Raw genomic sequence first — 15,821 nt, 5'->3', positions numbered from 1 at the left:
TTGCAAAGTTGCAAGTGCAAATTCGATCAGTTGTGGACGGCAGCGGATGGATGTCGATGCTATCGCCTGCGGGTGAAGGTTTCCGGCGCGATGTCGAGCTCTGAAAGTCGTTTGCGCAGAGTGTTGCGGTTGATGCCCAGCAAGCGCGCCGCGCGAAGCTGATTGCCCTCCGTCCGTTCGAGCGCCAATTCGAACAAGGGCTTCTCGAAGGCAGCAAGCGCGGCGTGATAGACCGCGCCATCCGCCGGGCGGGCCGTGTCGACCCATGCCTCGACCGCGGCATCGAAACCATGCTTGGCGCCATTGTCCGCATCGGTCCGGGCCGCCGGGAGCACGTCTTCAACGGCCGCGCGGTCGATCGTGTCGTCGCGCGCCATCAGCGCAAGCCGGAACGCCGCATTGCGCAATTCGCGGACGTTGCCGCGCCATGCCCGTGCCTTGAGCGCTTCGATCCCATCGGCACTCGCCTGACGAAGCGGAAGCCCCTCGCCCGCCGCCTGGCCGAGGAAGTGACGCACCAAAGCGCCGATGTCTTCCGGGCGTTCGCGCAGCGGCGGCAAATGGATCGGAACGACGTTGAGCCGGTAATAAAGGTCTTCGCGAAACCGCCCGTCGGCAATCATGGGGGCAAGGTCGCGATTGGTCGCTGCGACGATGCGCACATCGACGCCGATTTCCTGCCGTCCGCCAACCCGCCGGATCCGACCCGATTGGAGCGCGCGCAGCAGGCGGGTCTGCGCTTCAGCGGGCATATCGCCGATCTCGTCGAGAAACAGCGTGCCGCCATTGGCCTGCTCGAACTTGCCGATCTGCTGGCTCACTGCGCCGGTAAACGCGCCGCGCTCGTGCCCGAACAGTTCGCTTTCGAGCAGATCATGCGGGATCGCCGCCATATTGACCGCAACGAAGGGTCCGGTCTTGCGCGAGCCCAATTGATGGATCGCCTCGGCAACCAGTTCCTTGCCCGTCCCGCTTTCGCCGGTGATCAGCACGGTGAGATCGTTGCGCAGCACGCGGGTGATCATGCGGTAGACGCCCTGCATCGCAGGACTGCGCCCGATCAGAGGGAGCGCGCTGTCCTTTACCTCCTCCTCACGCTCGCTCGATGGACGATTGGCGACCGCCTGCGCCACCGCCTGCGTCAGTTCGTCGAGGTCGAAGGGCTTGGGGAAATATTCGAACGCATCGCTATCGCTCGCACGCACCGCCGTATCGAGCGTGTTCTGCGCGGACAATACGATGACCGGCATGGCTGGGGCCAGCCTGCGCACGGTGTCGATCGATGCCAGTCCGTCGCCATCTTCCAGCATCACGTCGGTGAGCATCACGTCGAACCGGTTGTCGGCCAGCAAGGCATCGCGCCGCGCTATGCTCTCGCAGGCGGTAACATCGAAGCCGTCCTCGCGCAGCGCCTCGGTAATCACCGTCGCGATGCCTTTGTCGTCCTCGACCAGCAGAACACTATGCGCCATCGTTCTCCCTAGCCCGCCACCGGCAGGTTGATGCGGAAATGGGTTTCGCCCGCCCGCTCGTCACGCGCATGCGAGATGCGCCCGCCCATGTCGCGCAGCAGCTTGCGTACGAGCGCGAGCCCGAGGCCCTGGCCATGCGGCTTGCTCGATACGAAGGGTTCGAACACGTGGTCACGCAGCGCCGGATCGATCCCCGCACCGCCATCGGTCACGGTGATCTCGATCGGGAGGCGCGTCGCCTTGCCCAGCCGGATCGTATTGAATACCAGCCCGCTGACGAAACGCGTCCGCACGCTGACGCGGGGATTGTCCATGCCCGCGCTCGCGTCGCAGGCATTGGCGATCAGATTGATCAGCACTTGCTCCAGCGCGCCCTGATCGGCGGCCACGGGGGGCAGCGAGGGATCGAATTCCTCGACCAGTTCGCAAGGGGCGCTGCGCCCGGTGCGTACCGTGGCCATGGCATTGCGGATCGCCTCGTGCAAATTGCACGGTCCGGTGATCTCTACCGGTTTCGCGCCGAGCTGCTGCATCCGGTCGATCAGCTGGGCGATCCGGTCCACTTCGGCGGAAATCATCTGCGCCAGCGGCTTGTCCTTGCCGGCAATCCGCCGGGCCAGCAGCTGGCTCGCCCCGCGAATGGCCGACAACGGGTTCTTGATTTCGTGGGCGAGAACCGCCGGCGCGCGCAATTCCACGCGCTCGTTCTCATCTTCGTCATTCGCCGGTTGTCCCGCATCGGAAAGCGTGATCACCCGCCACCCTGCCTCGCCATGCATGGGGGAGCTGCTGATGTTGACGCGCCGGTCGCCGATGGCCGTGGCGATCGTGACGCCGCGCGCGATAACCTGCGCATCGACGGTCGCCAGCCTTTCGCTCAAGCGTTCGTCGGAAATGCCGATGACGTCCCAGAAGCGCTTCTCGCACAGCTTGCGTGCGCTGCGGCCAAGCATCTCCTCGGCCGCGTGGTTGGCCTCGACGATATTGTCATCCTCGTCGAGCAGCAGGACCGCGAAAATCAGCGCGGCGAGCTGGGCGCGCGCATCGGGTGCGCCGGCGAGTGTGCTCACGCGGCGCGGCGCCGCAGGAAGGGTTCGTAGAAGGTCTCGATTTCCTCGAGCACCTTGCGCGGATCGTCGATGAAATTGACGAAATTGCGGAATTCGGCGGAGCCGTGCATGCCCTTGGTATACCAACCCAGATGCTTGCGCGCGATCTTGGTGCCGACCCCTTCGCCGTAATGGTCGAGCATCGACTCGTAGTGCTCAACCAGCACGTCGTATTGCTCGTCGAATGAGGGGGTTTCAAGCACTTCGCCCGTGCGCCACCAATGCATGATCTGGCCCAGCAGCCACGGTTTGCCGTAAGCCCCGCGCCCGATCATGATCCCGTCGGCACCCGATTGTTCGAGCGCGGCCGCGGCATCGGCGATCGTGCAGATATCGCCATTGGCAATTACCGGGATCGAGACCGCGTCCTTTACCTTGCGGATAAACGCCCAGTCGGCGTGGCCCTTGTACATCTGGTTGCGCGTGCGGCCGTGGACGGTGATCATCTTGACCCCCAGGTCCTCGGCAATGCGCGCAAGTTCGGGGGCGTTGAGATCGGCATGATCCCAGCCCATCCGCATCTTGACGGTCACCGGTACATCAACCGCCTTGACCGTCGCTTCCATGAGCTTCGTCGCCAGCGGCACCTCGCGCATCAGCGCCGAGCCGGCGAGCTGGCCGACGACCTTGCGCACCGGACAGCCGAAATTGATGTCGATGATCGCCGCGCCATTGTCTTGCTGGAGTTTCGCCGCGTCGCCCATACTCACCGGGTCGCAGCCGACGAGCTGCATCGAAACCGGCTCCTCGGTCGCGTCCCACGCGGCCTTCTGGACGCTCTGGCGCGTTTCGCGGATGGCCGCCTCGCTGGCGATCATCTCGGTCACGTTGAGGCCCGAACCATAGCGCCGCACCAGGCGGCGGAACGGGAGGTCGGTCACGCCGGTCATCGGCGCGAGCACCACCGGCGTGTCGATCGACACATCGCCGACGAGGATCGGCTGCGGCGGAGCCGGAGGAAGGGGATGCAAGGTCATGCCGGGGTTCATTGCCTAAATATTGGGCAGGCACATAGTGCGTTGCAGCGCAAACGGCAAGCCGCTAGCGCGCTGCTTTCGTATGCAGGATCCAGCTCCCCTCCCCGGCTTCGCCGCGATCGTGGTCGCGGCCGGTCAGGGCCTGCGCGCAGGACAACCCCTGCCCAAGCAATTCGCGCGCTGGCGTGGCAAGCCGGTGCTGCGGCACTCGGTGGAAAGCCTGCTTGCGGCGGGTGCCAGCCCCCTGGTCATCGCAGTGCCCGAGAATGGTGAGCAGGCGGCGCAGGCGGCGCTGTCGGGGCTCGAGGGATATCGACTGGTGCCTGGCGGCGAGACGCGCCAGCAATCGGTTGCCCACGCGCTGCGAGCGGTAGGCGCGGCCGAACGCGTGCTCATCCATGATGCGGCGCGGCCCGATCTCCCCCGTCCCGTCATCGCGCGCCTGCTTGCTGCTCTCGATGACCATGCGGGAGCGATCCCCGTGCTACCCGTAGTCGACAGCCTGTCACTTGATACAGGCGGTATGATGAGCGGGACGGCCCCGCGCGAGCAATTGCGCCGGGTGCAGACCCCGCAGGCGTTTCGCTTCGCGGCGATCCTCGCCGCTCACAATGCCTGGCAAGGCGATGCCCCCGCCGGAGACGATGCACAGGTCTTGCGCGCGGCCGGCGGCGAGGTCGCGCATGTGACGGGTGACGAACGGCTGGCCAAGCTGACTTTCGCGGAGGATTTCATGACCCGACTGCCACCCGTACGGACCGGGATGGGATACGACGTCCACCGCCTTGCCGTAGGTGAGGAACTCTGGCTCGGCGGTATCCGCATCGAGCATGACAAGGGGCTGGCGGGGCATAGCGATGCCGATGTCGGCCTTCACGCCATCGTCGATGCCCTGCTCGGCGCGATCGGCAATGGCGACATCGGTAGCCATTTCCCGCCCAGCGACCCGCAATGGAAGGGTGCCAGCAGCGATCGGTTCCTGACCCATGCCGCGCAGCTCGTTGGCGATGCCGGTTACGCGATCGGCAATATCGACCTGACGCTCATCTGCGAGGCACCCAAGATCGGCCCGCACCGTGAAGCCATACGGACCCGGATCGCCGAACTGCTCGGCGTTGACATCCAGGCCATATCGGTAAAGGCCACCACCACCGAACGGCTGGGGTTTGCCGGACGCGGTGAAGGGATCGCGGCGCAGGCCGTCGCAACGATTATCAGGGAGTAACGGGTGAGCAAATCGAACTACGGCAAGATCGCTGCAGGAGCAGTGGCGAGTATTGGGCTGCTGCATGCACAAGCGGCGTTCGCGCAGCAGTGCATCGCGCCTGAAGATCTGACCGATGCCGGAATTTACGCGGTTCCGGTAATTGCCGAAGGCTTCGCGGCATCCTGCACCCCCTATCTCGAATCGGACGGGTTCTTCGCGTCCCGCGGCGGGGAGTTCGTCGCGCCTTATGCCGCGATGCAGACCGAAAGCTGGCCCGGAACCCTGCGCTTATTCATGAGCTTCGCTACCAGCGGGCAGGAAGACGGGACCGCGAGCGAGCGGTCGGAGATGTTCAGGAGCCTGCCGCCCGAAGCGCTGCGTCCGTTCGTGGATGCTTTCCTCGCGCAGAAAATCGGCGAGGAGATCAAACCCGACGATTGCGCGAAGATCGAACGCGCGATGGAATTGCTCGCCCCGCTGCCGCCCGAGAATTTCGGCGGCTTGTTGGCCTTCGTGCTGGATGTCTCCAAGGTGAGGGATCCGCAGGTATGCGATCCCGACCGGCCATGACCACCGCCCTTCTCCCACCGGATATCGAAGACCTCGCGCGCAAGGTCGTCGAAGCCAATTCCGCCGCCGGCCGACAGGTCGCCGTGGCGGAAAGTTGCACCGGTGGCCTGGTCGCCGCGGCCTTGACCGAGATTCCCGGATCGTCCGCCATGTTCGATCGCGGCTTTGTAACCTATTCCAACGAATCGAAGATGGAAACGCTCGGCGTCCCGCTCGAGATCATCGAAACCTTCGGCGCGGTGTCCATCGCTTGTGCCTGGGCGATGGCCAAGGGCGCGCTGGAGAAGAGCAAGGCTGATGTCGCGGTCGCGATCAGCGGCGTTGCCGGACCCGGCGGCGGCACCGATCTCAAGCCTGTCGGTACGGTTGTGTTCGCGCGGGTGGTGCGCGGCGATGAGGGCGAACCCGAGGGCGAGCTCAAGCTCTTCGAACCGACCTCGCGTGCGGATATCCGCCGCGCCGCGACGATTTGCGCGCTCGAACTATTGCTGCCCTAGAGGTTGGCGGCGGCGTTTTCCCGGCCATAGAGTGCATCTGCGCGGTCTTCGAAGGCCTGCACCATCTTGCGGAACGCGCGGTCGAAATACTGCCCGGCCAGCGCCTCGAACACGGCGTTGCGAAAGGTGAAATCGACGCAGAAATCGATCTCGCATCCGCCGTCTTCGGTGGGCGTGAAGGTCCAGTTGTTGTCGAGATCCTTGAGCGGCCCGTCGACGTAGAACACTTCGAGATGCTCGGGCCGCTGCTTGACGACGCGCGAGGTAAATTTCTCGCGGATTGCCTTGAACCCGACCAGCATGTCGGCGGTCATTTCGGTTTCGCTGTCGCTGCGCACGCGGGTCGCGACGACCCACGGCAGGAACTCGCCATAGCTGCCGACATCGGCGACGAGGTCGAACATCTGCTCCTGGCTGTAGGGCAGCCGCCGTTTCTCACGGATGCCGGGCATCAGGCGCCCTGCTTGGCTAGCTTTGCTTCGCGCGCTGCGCGCATTTCGGCGAAATCGTCACCCGCATGGTAACTCGACCGGGTCAGCGGGCTCGAGGCGACCTGCAGGAAGCCCTTGGCGCGGGCGATCGAACCATAGGCAGCGAACTGCTTCGGCGTGACGAAATCCTCGACCTTGGCATGCTTGGGCGTCGGCTGGAGATATTGGCCCATGGTGATGAAATCGATGCCCGCACTGCGCATGTCGTCCATCACCTGATGCACTTCGAGCCGCCCCTCGCCAAGGCCGAGCATGATGCCCGACTTGGTGAAGATCAGCGGATTGTTCGCCTTTGCCTCTTCGAGCAGGCGCAGCGAAGCGTAATAGCGCGCACCCGGGCGGATCGTGGGATAGAGCCGCGGCACGGTTTCAAGATTGTGATTGAACACATCGGGTCCGGCCTCGCAGATTTCCGCGATCGACTCCTTCATCCGTCCCTTGAAGTCGGGCGTGAGGATTTCGATCGTCGTATTCGGCGTTTCGCGGCGCAGCGCGTTGATGACCTTGACGAACTGTCCCGCACCGCGATCGGGAAGATCGTCACGGTCGACGCTGGTGATCACGATATGCTCCAGCCCCATGGCCGCCGCAGCGGTCGCAGTGTGCTCGGGCTCGAGCGGGTCGACCGGCATCGGCATGCCCGTCTTGATGTTGCAGAACCGGCAGGCGCGCGTGCAGGTATCGCCGAGGATCATCACTGTGGCGTGCTTCTTGGTCCAGCATTCGCCGATGTTCGGACAGGCCGCTTCCTCGCACACCGTGTGCAAATTGAGTTCGCGCATCAGCTTGCGCGTTTCCTGATAGCCCTTGCTGACAGGCGCCTTGACCCTGATCCAGTCGGGCTTGCGTTGCATCTTGGGGCGTTCGCCCTCAGGCTGGGGTGCGGAAGAGAGGTCGTTCATGTCGCCGCCCATCTAGGCCCCCTCCCCGCCCACGGCAACCCACCGCCAGTCGCACCGGTACTTGCTTCGCACCACGTTTCGGGGCAGCGGAGGGCGCATGAAGACATTTGCCGATATGATCGAAGGATATGGCCGTTTCCGCGAAGGCGACTGGCAGCGTCAGCACGATCGCTGGGAACAGCTCAAGGGCGGCCAGTCGCCGCAGGTCATGGTCATTGCCTGTTCGGACAGCCGGGTCGATCCGGCGCAGATTTTCGACGTCGACCCGGGCGAGATATTCGTCGTGCGCAATGTCGCGGCACTGGTCCCGCCATTCGAGACCACCCCCGGGCGTCACGGCGTATCGGCCGCGCTCGAATTTGCCGTCCAGTTCCTCAAGGTGCGCGAAGTGGTCGTCATGGGCCACGGCATGTGCGGCGGCTGCAAGGCCGCGCTGACGCAGGACTTGCATGGCAATGAGCTCGGTGAAGGCGGCTTCGTCGCGCATTGGATCGACATGCTCGATACGGTACGGGGCCCGATCGCCGCCACGCAGGGCACCAGCGGACGCGCGGCAGAGCGCGCGATGGAGCTGGCTGCGGTCAAGGTCAGCCTGGAAAACCTGCGCACCTTCCCCTGCGTGCGGGAGAAGGAAGCCGACGGATCGCTGGCCGTGCGCGGCGCCTATTTCGCGATTTCGGATGGCATCCTGCACCTACTCGACGAAGCCAGCGGGGAGTTCCTGCCCGCCTCGTGACTTGCGCCGCGCGGGTCCTGCGGTCATGGAGCGGGCATGTCGGAATTCGAACAGCGCAACATCGCCCTTCTCATCGATTCGGATAATGCGAGCCCCTCGGGGATCGATCCGGTCCTGACCGTCCTCGCCGAGCTGGGCCAGGTGAATATCCGCCGGGCCTATGGCAATTGGCGCAAGACCAGCCTCAAGGGCTGGATCGACCTGATGCACCGCTATGGCATCGAACCGCAGCAGCAGTTCGACATGACCAAGGGCAAGAACGCCACCGACATGAAGATGACGATCGATGCGATGGACCTGCTCTATCGCGGCCGCGTCCACGGCTTCGGGATCATGAGTTCGGACAGCGATTTCATGCCGCTTGCCATGCGTATCCGGCAGGACGGCCTGCCGGTGTACGGTTTCGGCGGCGCGAAGACCCCCGAAGCATTCCGCCAGGCCTGCACCCGTTTCATCGACGTGAATGCGCTGATCAAGGCCGAAAAGGGCAGCCGCAAGGAAGGCGGACCGAGCAAGGAATCGAACGTTCTCGACAAGGAACTGCTCGACCTCTTGTTCGATGCCTATGCCGCCAGCAAGCGCGACGACAAGGGTTACGCGAATTTGTCCGAAGTCGGTCAGCGGGCGGGCAACCGGTCGAGCTTCGACACCCGCAACTACGGGTTTGCGCGGCTCACTGATCTGATCGAGACGATCCCCAATTTCTCGGTCGAACGCCGCGGGAACGGCCAGAGCTTCGTCAAGCGGTTGCGCTGACGAAAAAAGGGCGCGAACCGCAGTCCGCGCCCTTCTCATTCGGTCCGAGCTAAACGCTCTTACATCGTATCTGCAGCCTGCTGTGCGGTGTAGATCGCCCACAGATTAGCGATCGGCTTGCGCGCACCTTCGACCTTATTGAAGGTCGCTTCGGCTTCGGCGAATTTGCCCTGGTCGAACTGGGCGATCCCAAGGCGGGTCATGATCATCGCCGTATTGGCACCCGGAATGGCCAGCGCCTTCGTGTAGAAGGTTTCCGCATCCGCCGGACGATCGTGGCTGAGCAGGGTGTCACCGGCAGCGAGAACGGTGTTGATAGTCGCACCCGCCTTGTTCGCGTCGGCAATCAGCCCGTCCATATCGGCCCGGTCGGCTGCCGTGCGCTCGGCGGCCTGGCGGCGGGTGTCGGTGACATAGGGATCGGTCCGGTCGAGGAAGCCCTTCTCATAGCCCTCGTCGATTACCGAAACCACTTCCGCGGGAAGGCGGCGATAGTCGGCGGCGTCGACATATTCGAGATACAGCTTGCCGTCGCGCAGGACGCCAACCCGCTTGCCGAGACGCAGAAGGTCGAGGATCTCGGGGTTCTCGTAACCACCGGTGTTCAGCAGGATGGCGACCGCATCGCCCCAGCTGTCCTCGCCCGGGTACTGGGTCACGTACCAGCTCGAATACTTGTTGGCCTCGGCGTTGAGGTTGTTGTTGTAAGCCTGCGCCAGACCGCGCTTCAGCCATGCCTCGTCGACCGGTTCACCGGCAGCGACCTTGGCGTTGATGAGGTCGCTCAGATAGGTAAGACCCTGCTGCGCCTGGTCTTCCGCGAAGTAGCTTTCCGCGACGAAGATCAGCGGATCATTGTCGGTATAGCCGGCGTCTGCCGAAGCCTGGAAGTAGGGCCGTGCCTTGGCATAATCCTCCGCCGCATAGGCGAGCTGCCCGGCAACGAAGTTGAACTGGCCGATGTTTTCTTCGGGCACATTGCCGCTCTGCAGCATCAGTTCCATGCCCTGCAGCGCGACCGCCTGGTCCTGCTGCTTGGCAGCGTTGGAATAGATGAAGCTGCCCGCCGCATAGCGGTCGTCATTGTTCTCGGTCGCTGCGATCAGGCCGGGAAAGCCCGCCTTGAGCGCGGGATAGTCGAGCGGCTCGGTAGTCGCGATGACTTCGAGCGGCTGGTAGGTCGCGATGAAGGCCTTCGAATATTTCGGCTTCGACTTCTTCTGCGCGAATGCCGGAGTTTCGATTGCCGCGGCGCCGATCACGCCGCCGGTCGCCAGAGCGATGGCCAGAGCGAAGGTCGAAGCTGCGCCGTTCTTGCGGGCGAGACGAGTGAAAATCATGTGGTAAACTCCCAAGAGTGAAAAGGGGGCTGAGCGCGCCGGGCGCCGGTATGAAAAGGACTGGGCGGCACATGCCGCGTGCGGGCGCTCATTGCAAATTCTTCTACCGGAACGGGGCTGAACGCGCATTGAATGCGCCTCCGCCCCCCGGTTCATGGTTACTATTCGCGACTGCACCACCCATATGTGGAAAAAGCGCGCGAAACCGGGCTTTGGTTCCCGCTCGCGAGTGGCGCTAGCGCGCCCTTTCGCCTAGGCTCCAAACCATCAGAACATAAGCATTTCGCAGTACGGAAACACATCTTGTCCGACGATACCGATCTTCTCGATATTCCCGCTCCCGGCGGTGAAGAATACGCGCGCATCGACATCGTCGATGAAATGAAAACCAGCTATCTCGATTACGCGATGAGCGTGATCGTGAGCCGGGCGCTCCCCGATGTGCGTGACGGCCTCAAGCCGGTCCACCGGCGCATTCTTTTTGCGAGCCAGGAAGGCGGCTTCGTCGCCGGACGAGCCTATCGCAAGAGCGCCAAGATCGTTGGCGACGTAATGGGTAACTATCACCCGCACGGCGATTCCGCGATCTACGATGCGCTGGCGCGCATGACGCAAGACTGGTCGCTGCGGGTCCCGCTGATCGATGGCCAGGGCAATTTCGGCTCGATGGATCCCGATCCGCCGGCCAGCATGCGTTATACCGAAGCGCGACTGGCGCGGGTCGCCAACTCGCTGCTCGACGATCTCGACAAGGACACCGTCGATTTCACCGACAATTACGATGGCTCGCGGCGCGAACCCACGGTGCTCCCGGCGCGTTTCCCGAACCTGCTGGTCAATGGCGCGGGCGGCATCGCGGTCGGCATGGCGACCAATATCCCGCCGCATAATCTGGGCGAAGTGATCGACGGCTGTCTCGCCTTTATCGAAAACCCCGCGATTACCTCCGAAGAACTGTTCGAGATCATTCCGGGGCCGGATTTCCCCACTGCCCCGCTTATCCTCGGCAAATCGGGCGCGCGCTCGGCCTATACCACCGGTCGCGGGTCGATCCTCCAGCGTGCCCGCCACGAGATCGAGACCAAGGGCAACCGCCAGTCGATCGTGCTGACGTCGATCCCCTATCAGGTCGGCAAAAACGCATTGGTCGAGAAGATCGCCGAAGCCGCGAAGGAGAAGCGGATCGAAGGTGTCTCCGACATCCGCGACGAATCGAGCCGCGAAGGCGTGCGGATGGTCGTCGACCTCAAGCGCGATGCCTCGCCCGAAGTCGTGCTCAACCAGATCTGGCGCTATACCCCGGCGCAGGCGAGCTTCCCCGCCAACATGCTGGCAATCCGCGGCGGCCGCCCGGAAGTGCTGACGCTGCGCGACTTCATCCAGGCTTTCATCACCTTCCGCGAAGAGGTCATCACGCGGCGGACCAAGTTCGAACTGAACAAGGCCCGCGAACGCGCGCATATCTTGCTTGGCCTGGTCGTCGCAGTGTCCAATCTCGACGAGGTCGTGGCGATGATCCGCAGTTCGCCCAATCCGGCGGAGGCGCGCGCCAAGCTGCTCGTCAAGGAATGGCCGATCGGCGATATCGCGCAATATATCGCGCTCGTCGAAGCGATCGAACCGACCGACGAACAATCGGGCGGGACCTATCGCCTGTCCGAACGACAGGTCAAAGCGATCCTCGATCTGCGTCTGCACCGCCTGACCGCACTGGGCCGCGACGAGATCGGCGACGAGCTCAAGGAACTCAGCCTCGCGATCGAAGAATACCTCTCGATCCTCGCCGACCGCGTGAAGCTCTACGCCGTGCTGCGCGAAGAGCTCGAAGAGATCCGCAACACCTATGCCACGCCTCGAATCAGCGAAATCGCCCCCGCGTGGGACGGGATCGAGGACGAAGACCTGATCGAGCGCGAAGAGATGGTCGTTACGGTCACGCATGGCGGCTATATCAAGCGCACCCCGCTCGATGCCTTCCGCGCCCAGGCGCGCGGCGGCAAGGGCCGCAGCGGAATGGCCACCAAGGAAGAAGACGCGGTCGTCGAAATGTTCGTCACTTCGACGCACAACCCCGTGCTTTTCTTCACCAATACCGGCCGTGTCTATCGCATGAAGGTGTGGAAGCTGCCCGAAGGCGGACCGCAGACCAAGGGCCGTCCGATGGTCAATCTGCTTCCGCTGGGCGACGAGGAACGCGTTACCAACGTCCTGCCCCTGCCCGAGGACGAAAGCGAGTGGAGCACGCTCAACATCGTTTTCGCCACCGAACAGGGGATGGTCCGGCGCAATTCGATGGATGCCTTCACCAACGTGCCCAGCAATGGCAAATACGCGATGGGCTTCGTCGAAGGCAGCGGTGACCGGCTCATCGGCGTACGGCTGCTCAAGGAAGACCAGGAAATCTTCCTTGCGTCGGATGCCGGCAAGGCGATCCGCTTCTCCGCCACCGACGCGCGCGAAACCAAGAGCCGGACCGGGATCGGCGTACGCGGCATGAAGCTCAAGGATGGCCAGAAGGTCGTCTCGATGGCAGTGCTCGAAACCGGCGAACGCGATACCGATGTGCGCGATGCCTATCTCCGCGCCGCCGACTGGAAGAACAACGAGAACACCCCGACGCTCGACGAGGCGAAGGTTGCCGAGATGGCCGAGGCGGAAGAATTCATCCTGACGCTGACCGCCAATGGCTATGGCAAGATCTCGACCGCGTACGAATATCGCACCACCGGGCGCGGCGGTCAGGGCCTGACCAATATCGGCGAACCGACGAGCAATCCGGATCGCAATGGTCCGGTCGTCGCCAGCTTCCCCGTACGCCACGGGATGCAGTTGATGCTGGTGACCGACCGGGCGAAACTGATCCGCCTGCCGCTGCAATTCCGCCACATGCTCGAAGACGGCTTCGAGACGCATGAAGGCTATTCGATCTCGGGACGCGGATCGTCGGGCGTGCGTATCTTCAACGTCGCCAAGGGCGAGCAGATCGTCGGCGCCGCGCGCATCGACGAGACCGAGGAACCCGAGAACGAGGCGGAAGAGGCGGTGGCGGACGAAATCGCCGATCGCGGCGGGCTCGACAAGACCGAGCCTTACACCACTGTGCATTCGGACAAGAACATCGACGAGGAACCGGGCGGCTAGTCGCACGCCCCTCTATCGATCCACCTTCCAGCCCGCGCCCGGCCCAGCGCCGTGCGCGGGCTGTTCGGTTTCGCGGGTCAGCCTATCGCGCTGTCATGATCCTTGCGGAGCGTCTGGACCACGCCCACCGCGATGAGGAACTGGGCGCCGTAATAGAGCGGCCAGATCAGCCAGCCGGTGACCACATCGGGTAGCACAGCGGCCTCGCGGGCGAAGATCAGCAAGTCGCTGACGACGAACATGACCGCGCCCAGGCCCACCCGATAGCGCGGAAAGCGGCTGGTCCACGCCGCCGCTGCCATCGCGCCGACAATCGCCGAATAGCCCGTCGCCACCAGCCAGTTCTCGATGGGATAGGTCATCAGCGCCGCGATCAGCGGCGTCAGCACCAGCAGGCTCAGCCCCGCGAGCGCCTGGCTCGGACTGGCATTGGCGCGCCGGTTGCGCAGATAGAGCACGATCGCGATGGCATGCCCGATGGCGAACAGCGCGCCGCCGATCAGGAAGCTGGTTTCCAGCGCAATGTCGCCCATCGCACCAAACGCCAGGGCCGCCGCGATCAGCGCCCCGTCGGACCCGCGCCCGCGAAAAGCGGCATAGACGGCGAGGAAAGCGACCCCCGCCCCCTTCCACAGCATCAACCAGATGCCGCCGATCGGCGCGTCGCTCACGAAGAAATAGCTGATCCCGGCGATCAGGCTGATAAGTAACCAGGGGCGATGATCGACGAGGGCACGGTGCGGCATGGCGAGACGTTAGGCCTTGTCGAACCGCCCATGCAAGCATTAGGGCGCGCGCGATGACCCATGATATCCACATAATCGGCGGCGGCCTCGCGGGGAGCGAAGCTGCATGGCAGCTCGCACGCCGCGGCTACCGCGTCCGCCTGTCCGAAATGCGCGGCAGCGGCGAGATGACGCCCGCGCACCAGACCGACGGCCTCGCCGAGCTCGTGTGCTCGAACAGCTTCCGCTCGGACGACGATACCAAGAACGCGGTCGGCCTGTTGCATCACGAGATGCGCCGGCTCGACAGTATCGTCATGCGCGCGGGCGAAGTTGCCCGTGTCCCCGCGGGTTCGGCGATGGCGGTCGATCGCGATGTCTTTTCCGCCGAGGTACAGCGCACGCTAGAGGAGCATCCCAATGTCACCGTTGTGCGCGAAAGGGTCGACGCTCTGCCCGCCGAGGGGCCGACGATCGTCGCCACCGGGCCGCTGACCGCGCAGACGCTGGCAGAAAGTATTGTTGGCGCGACCGGGCAGGACCGGCTCGCGTTCTTCGATGCCATCGCGCCGATCATTCACCGCGACAGCATCGACATGAGCAAATGCTGGATCCAGTCGCGCTGGAACAAGCGGACCGCGGCCAGCAACGAGGACGGCGATTACATCAACTGCCCGATGACCAGGGAGCAGTATCTCGCCTTCCACCAGGGCCTGATCGACGGCGACAAGACCGAGTTCAAGGAGTGGGAAGCCGACACGCCCTATTTCGATGGCTGCATGCCGATCGAGGTGATGGCCGCGCGCGGGGTCGAAACGCTGCGCTATGGCCCGATGAAGGGTGTCGGGCTCGACAATCCCTACGACACCAGCGAGGAACACCCGCAGGGACGCTGGCCCTATGCAGTGGTGCAGCTGCGGCAGGACAACAAGCTGGGCACGCTGTGGAACATGGTCGGCTTCCAGACCAAGCTCAAATATGGCGCGCAGATCGAGCTGTTCCGCACCATCCCGGGCCTCGAGAATGCCGAATTTGCGCGGCTGGGCGGGCTGCACCGCAACACCTTCATCAATTCGCCGCTGGTGCTCGATCGCCAGCTGCGGCTGAAGGGCGGCGAGCACATCCGCTTCGCCGGACAGATCACCGGCTGCGAAGGCTATGTCGAAAGTTCGGCAGTCGGGCTGTTGGCGGGATTGATGGCCGCGGCCGAACTGGCGGGCCGTGACTGGACCGCCCCGCCGCGAACTTCGGCATTCGGCGCGCTGCTGTCGCATATCACCGGTGATGCCGAGGCTGCCACCTTCCAGCCCATGAATGTCAATTTCGGGCTGTTCCCGCCGCTTCACGATGTCGGCAAGAAGGTCCGCAAGGAAGCCTATACCAACCGGGCGAAGGAAGACTTCGGGCAGTGGCTCGGCGCGATGGAAACCGTGCCTGCCTAGCAGGCGCAGCGGCGTGTCTTGGTCGGCTTCGGTGCGGTGGTGGCAAACTCGCCCGGGGTCAGTTGGTTGTCGCCATCGGCATCAGCCCCCTCGAACTTGGTCACCGTGGCCACTGCCCATTCCTCGAAATCGAGCAGATTGTTGCCATCGGTATCGAGCTTGCGGAACCCGTCGGTCCGGCTCGACAGCATTTCGGTCCGCGTGATCCGCCAGTCGCGATTGCGGTCATAGCGGAAGAAGCGGCGCTGTTCCTTGGTCAGTTCGGTCGACTCCGGTGGTGCGGGCCCCACCAGATCGCCGGGGTCGGACGCCGGGATCTCGGGTAGCGGTTCCGATGTCTCCACCGGCTGCGGCGGCGGTGCTCCGCGTTCGACCTGCGCCCTGCCCTGCCACCAGAACGCGCCCAGCCCGACAAGGGCCAGCGCCACCAGGGCTCCGAGGACCATCCGGCTCATG

15 protein-coding genes are annotated in these 15,821 nt (G+C 64.0%); 7 read left to right on the top strand and 8 right to left on the bottom strand.

Annotated features, from left to right (window positions below; translation table 11 throughout):
* Positions 1-59 precede the first annotated feature (59 nt).
* From V6B15_RS05950 to dusB, 3 genes are read right to left on the bottom strand one after another with little or no spacing between them, the layout of a single operon-like run.
* The gene (locus V6B15_RS05950; RefSeq protein ID WP_334200406.1) at positions 60-1,472 is read right to left on the bottom strand and encodes a sigma-54-dependent transcriptional regulator; all 1,413 of its coding nucleotides are present in this window, start codon (positions 1,470-1,472) and stop codon (positions 60-62) included.
* A gap of 8 nt (positions 1,473-1,480) precedes the next feature.
* The gene (locus V6B15_RS05945; protein WP_334200405.1) at positions 1,481-2,542 is read right to left on the bottom strand and encodes a two-component system sensor histidine kinase NtrB; all 1,062 of its coding nucleotides are present in this window, start codon (positions 2,540-2,542) and stop codon (positions 1,481-1,483) included.
* A complete protein-coding gene (gene dusB, locus V6B15_RS05940; protein WP_334200404.1) occupies positions 2,539-3,558 on the bottom strand; it encodes a tRNA dihydrouridine synthase DusB in 1,020 nt (339 codons plus the stop codon). Before dusB ends, V6B15_RS05945 begins: the two co-directional genes overlap by 4 nt.
* An 82-nt stretch (positions 3,559-3,640) precedes the next feature.
* Between dusB and V6B15_RS05935 the strand changes: the two genes are divergently transcribed.
* The 3 genes from V6B15_RS05935 to V6B15_RS05925 are packed head-to-tail and all read left to right on the top strand — an operon-like array spanning position 3,641 to position 5,832.
* Entirely contained in the window at positions 3,641-4,783 is a 1,143-nt protein-coding gene (locus V6B15_RS05935) for a bifunctional 2-C-methyl-D-erythritol 4-phosphate cytidylyltransferase/2-C-methyl-D-erythritol 2,4-cyclodiphosphate synthase (protein ID WP_334200403.1), read from the top strand.
* A 3-nt stretch (positions 4,784-4,786) separates the two neighbouring features.
* Complete coding sequence (locus V6B15_RS05930) at positions 4,787-5,335, top strand: hypothetical protein (RefSeq protein ID WP_334200402.1); 549 nt, start codon at positions 4,787-4,789, stop codon at positions 5,333-5,335.
* Positions 5,332-5,832: a CinA family protein gene (locus V6B15_RS05925; RefSeq protein ID WP_334200401.1), complete on the top strand. Its 501-nt coding sequence runs from the start codon at positions 5,332-5,334 to the stop codon at positions 5,830-5,832. The genes V6B15_RS05930 and V6B15_RS05925 overlap by 4 nt, the downstream gene beginning before the upstream one ends.
* Here V6B15_RS05925 and V6B15_RS05920 read toward each other — a convergent pair.
* Both V6B15_RS05920 and lipA read right to left on the bottom strand, forming a co-directional pair.
* On the bottom strand, positions 5,829-6,284 hold the full coding sequence (locus V6B15_RS05920) for a type II toxin-antitoxin system RatA family toxin (RefSeq protein ID WP_253515580.1): 456 nt from the start codon (positions 6,282-6,284) through the stop codon (positions 5,829-5,831). The genes V6B15_RS05925 and V6B15_RS05920 overlap by 4 nt on opposite strands.
* On the bottom strand, positions 6,284-7,225 hold the full coding sequence (lipA, locus tag V6B15_RS05915; RefSeq protein WP_253515579.1) for a lipoyl synthase: 942 nt from the start codon (positions 7,223-7,225) through the stop codon (positions 6,284-6,286). Before lipA ends, V6B15_RS05920 begins: the two co-directional genes overlap by 1 nt.
* A 97-nt stretch (positions 7,226-7,322) precedes the next feature.
* Between lipA and V6B15_RS05910 the strand changes: the two genes are divergently transcribed.
* On the top strand, positions 7,323-7,961 hold the full coding sequence (locus tag V6B15_RS05910; RefSeq protein ID WP_253515578.1) for a carbonic anhydrase: 639 nt from the start codon (positions 7,323-7,325) through the stop codon (positions 7,959-7,961).
* Between the two features lie 36 nt (positions 7,962-7,997).
* On the top strand, positions 7,998-8,717 hold the full coding sequence (locus V6B15_RS05905; protein WP_253515577.1) for an NYN domain-containing protein: 720 nt from the start codon (positions 7,998-8,000) through the stop codon (positions 8,715-8,717).
* A 59-nt stretch (positions 8,718-8,776) separates the two neighbouring features.
* On the opposite strand, the gene V6B15_RS05900 is transcribed toward V6B15_RS05905, so the two are convergent.
* Entirely contained in the window at positions 8,777-10,057 is a 1,281-nt protein-coding gene (locus V6B15_RS05900) for a hypothetical protein (RefSeq protein WP_334200400.1), read from the bottom strand.
* Positions 10,058-10,360: 303 nt separating this feature from the next.
* On the opposite strand from V6B15_RS05900, the gene gyrA reads away from it, so the two are divergent.
* The gene (gene gyrA, locus V6B15_RS05895) at positions 10,361-13,198 is read left to right on the top strand and encodes a DNA gyrase subunit A (protein WP_334200399.1); all 2,838 of its coding nucleotides are present in this window, start codon (positions 10,361-10,363) and stop codon (positions 13,196-13,198) included.
* 77 nt (positions 13,199-13,275) lie between these two features.
* Here the strand turns inward: gyrA and V6B15_RS05890 are convergent, their stop codons facing one another.
* A complete protein-coding gene (locus V6B15_RS05890) occupies positions 13,276-13,944 on the bottom strand; it encodes a lysoplasmalogenase (RefSeq protein ID WP_334200398.1) in 669 nt (222 codons plus the stop codon).
* A gap of 53 nt (positions 13,945-13,997) precedes the next feature.
* Here V6B15_RS05890 and trmFO point away from each other — a divergent pair, with 53 nt between their 5' ends.
* Positions 13,998-15,365 carry a methylenetetrahydrofolate--tRNA-(uracil(54)-C(5))-methyltransferase (FADH(2)-oxidizing) TrmFO gene (gene trmFO / locus V6B15_RS05885; protein WP_334200397.1) on the top strand — a complete coding sequence of 456 codons (1,368 nt, stop codon included), beginning with the start codon at positions 13,998-14,000 and terminating at the stop codon, positions 15,363-15,365.
* Here the strand turns inward: trmFO and V6B15_RS05880 are convergent.
* On the bottom strand, positions 15,362-15,820 hold the full coding sequence (locus V6B15_RS05880; RefSeq protein ID WP_334200396.1) for an EF-hand domain-containing protein: 459 nt from the start codon (positions 15,818-15,820) through the stop codon (positions 15,362-15,364). The genes trmFO and V6B15_RS05880 overlap by 4 nt on opposite strands.
* Position 15,821: the final 1 nt, after the last annotated feature.

The sequence above is a fragment of the Qipengyuania sp. Mu-71 genome (assembly GCF_036867055.1).
In the GTDB taxonomy this organism is placed as follows: Bacteria; Pseudomonadota; Alphaproteobacteria; order Sphingomonadales; family Sphingomonadaceae; genus Qipengyuania; species Qipengyuania profunda.
The sequence above is the reverse complement of the archived record's forward strand: the minus strand, read 5'-3'. Positions and strand labels throughout refer to the sequence as shown.

Bases quoted from the DNA above. Each gene is read 5' to 3' on its own strand.
- V6B15_RS05950 (WP_334200406.1), bottom strand. From the start codon at position 1,472: ATGGCGCATAGTGTTCTGCTGGTCGAGGACGACAAAGGCATCGCGACG.
- dusB (WP_334200404.1), bottom strand. From the start codon at position 3,558: ATGACCTTGCATCCCCTTCCTCCGGCTCCGCCGCAGCCGATCCTCGTC.
- V6B15_RS05935 (WP_334200403.1), top strand. From the start codon at position 3,641: ATGCAGGATCCAGCTCCCCTCCCCGGCTTCGCCGCGATCGTGGTCGCG.
- V6B15_RS05925 (WP_334200401.1), top strand. From the start codon at position 5,332: ATGACCACCGCCCTTCTCCCACCGGATATCGAAGACCTCGCGCGCAAG.
- V6B15_RS05920 (WP_253515580.1), bottom strand. From the start codon at position 6,284: ATGCCCGGCATCCGTGAGAAACGGCGGCTGCCCTACAGCCAGGAGCAG.
- lipA (WP_253515579.1), bottom strand. From the start codon at position 7,225: ATGAACGACCTCTCTTCCGCACCCCAGCCTGAGGGCGAACGCCCCAAG.
- V6B15_RS05910 (WP_253515578.1), top strand. From the start codon at position 7,323: ATGAAGACATTTGCCGATATGATCGAAGGATATGGCCGTTTCCGCGAA.
- V6B15_RS05905 (WP_253515577.1), top strand. From the start codon at position 7,998: ATGTCGGAATTCGAACAGCGCAACATCGCCCTTCTCATCGATTCGGAT.
- V6B15_RS05900 (WP_334200400.1), bottom strand. From the start codon at position 10,057: ATGATTTTCACTCGTCTCGCCCGCAAGAACGGCGCAGCTTCGACCTTC.
- V6B15_RS05890 (WP_334200398.1), bottom strand. From the start codon at position 13,944: ATGCCGCACCGTGCCCTCGTCGATCATCGCCCCTGGTTACTTATCAGC.
- trmFO (WP_334200397.1), top strand. From the start codon at position 13,998: ATGACCCATGATATCCACATAATCGGCGGCGGCCTCGCGGGGAGCGAA.
- V6B15_RS05880 (WP_334200396.1), bottom strand. From the start codon at position 15,820: ATGAGCCGGATGGTCCTCGGAGCCCTGGTGGCGCTGGCCCTTGTCGGG.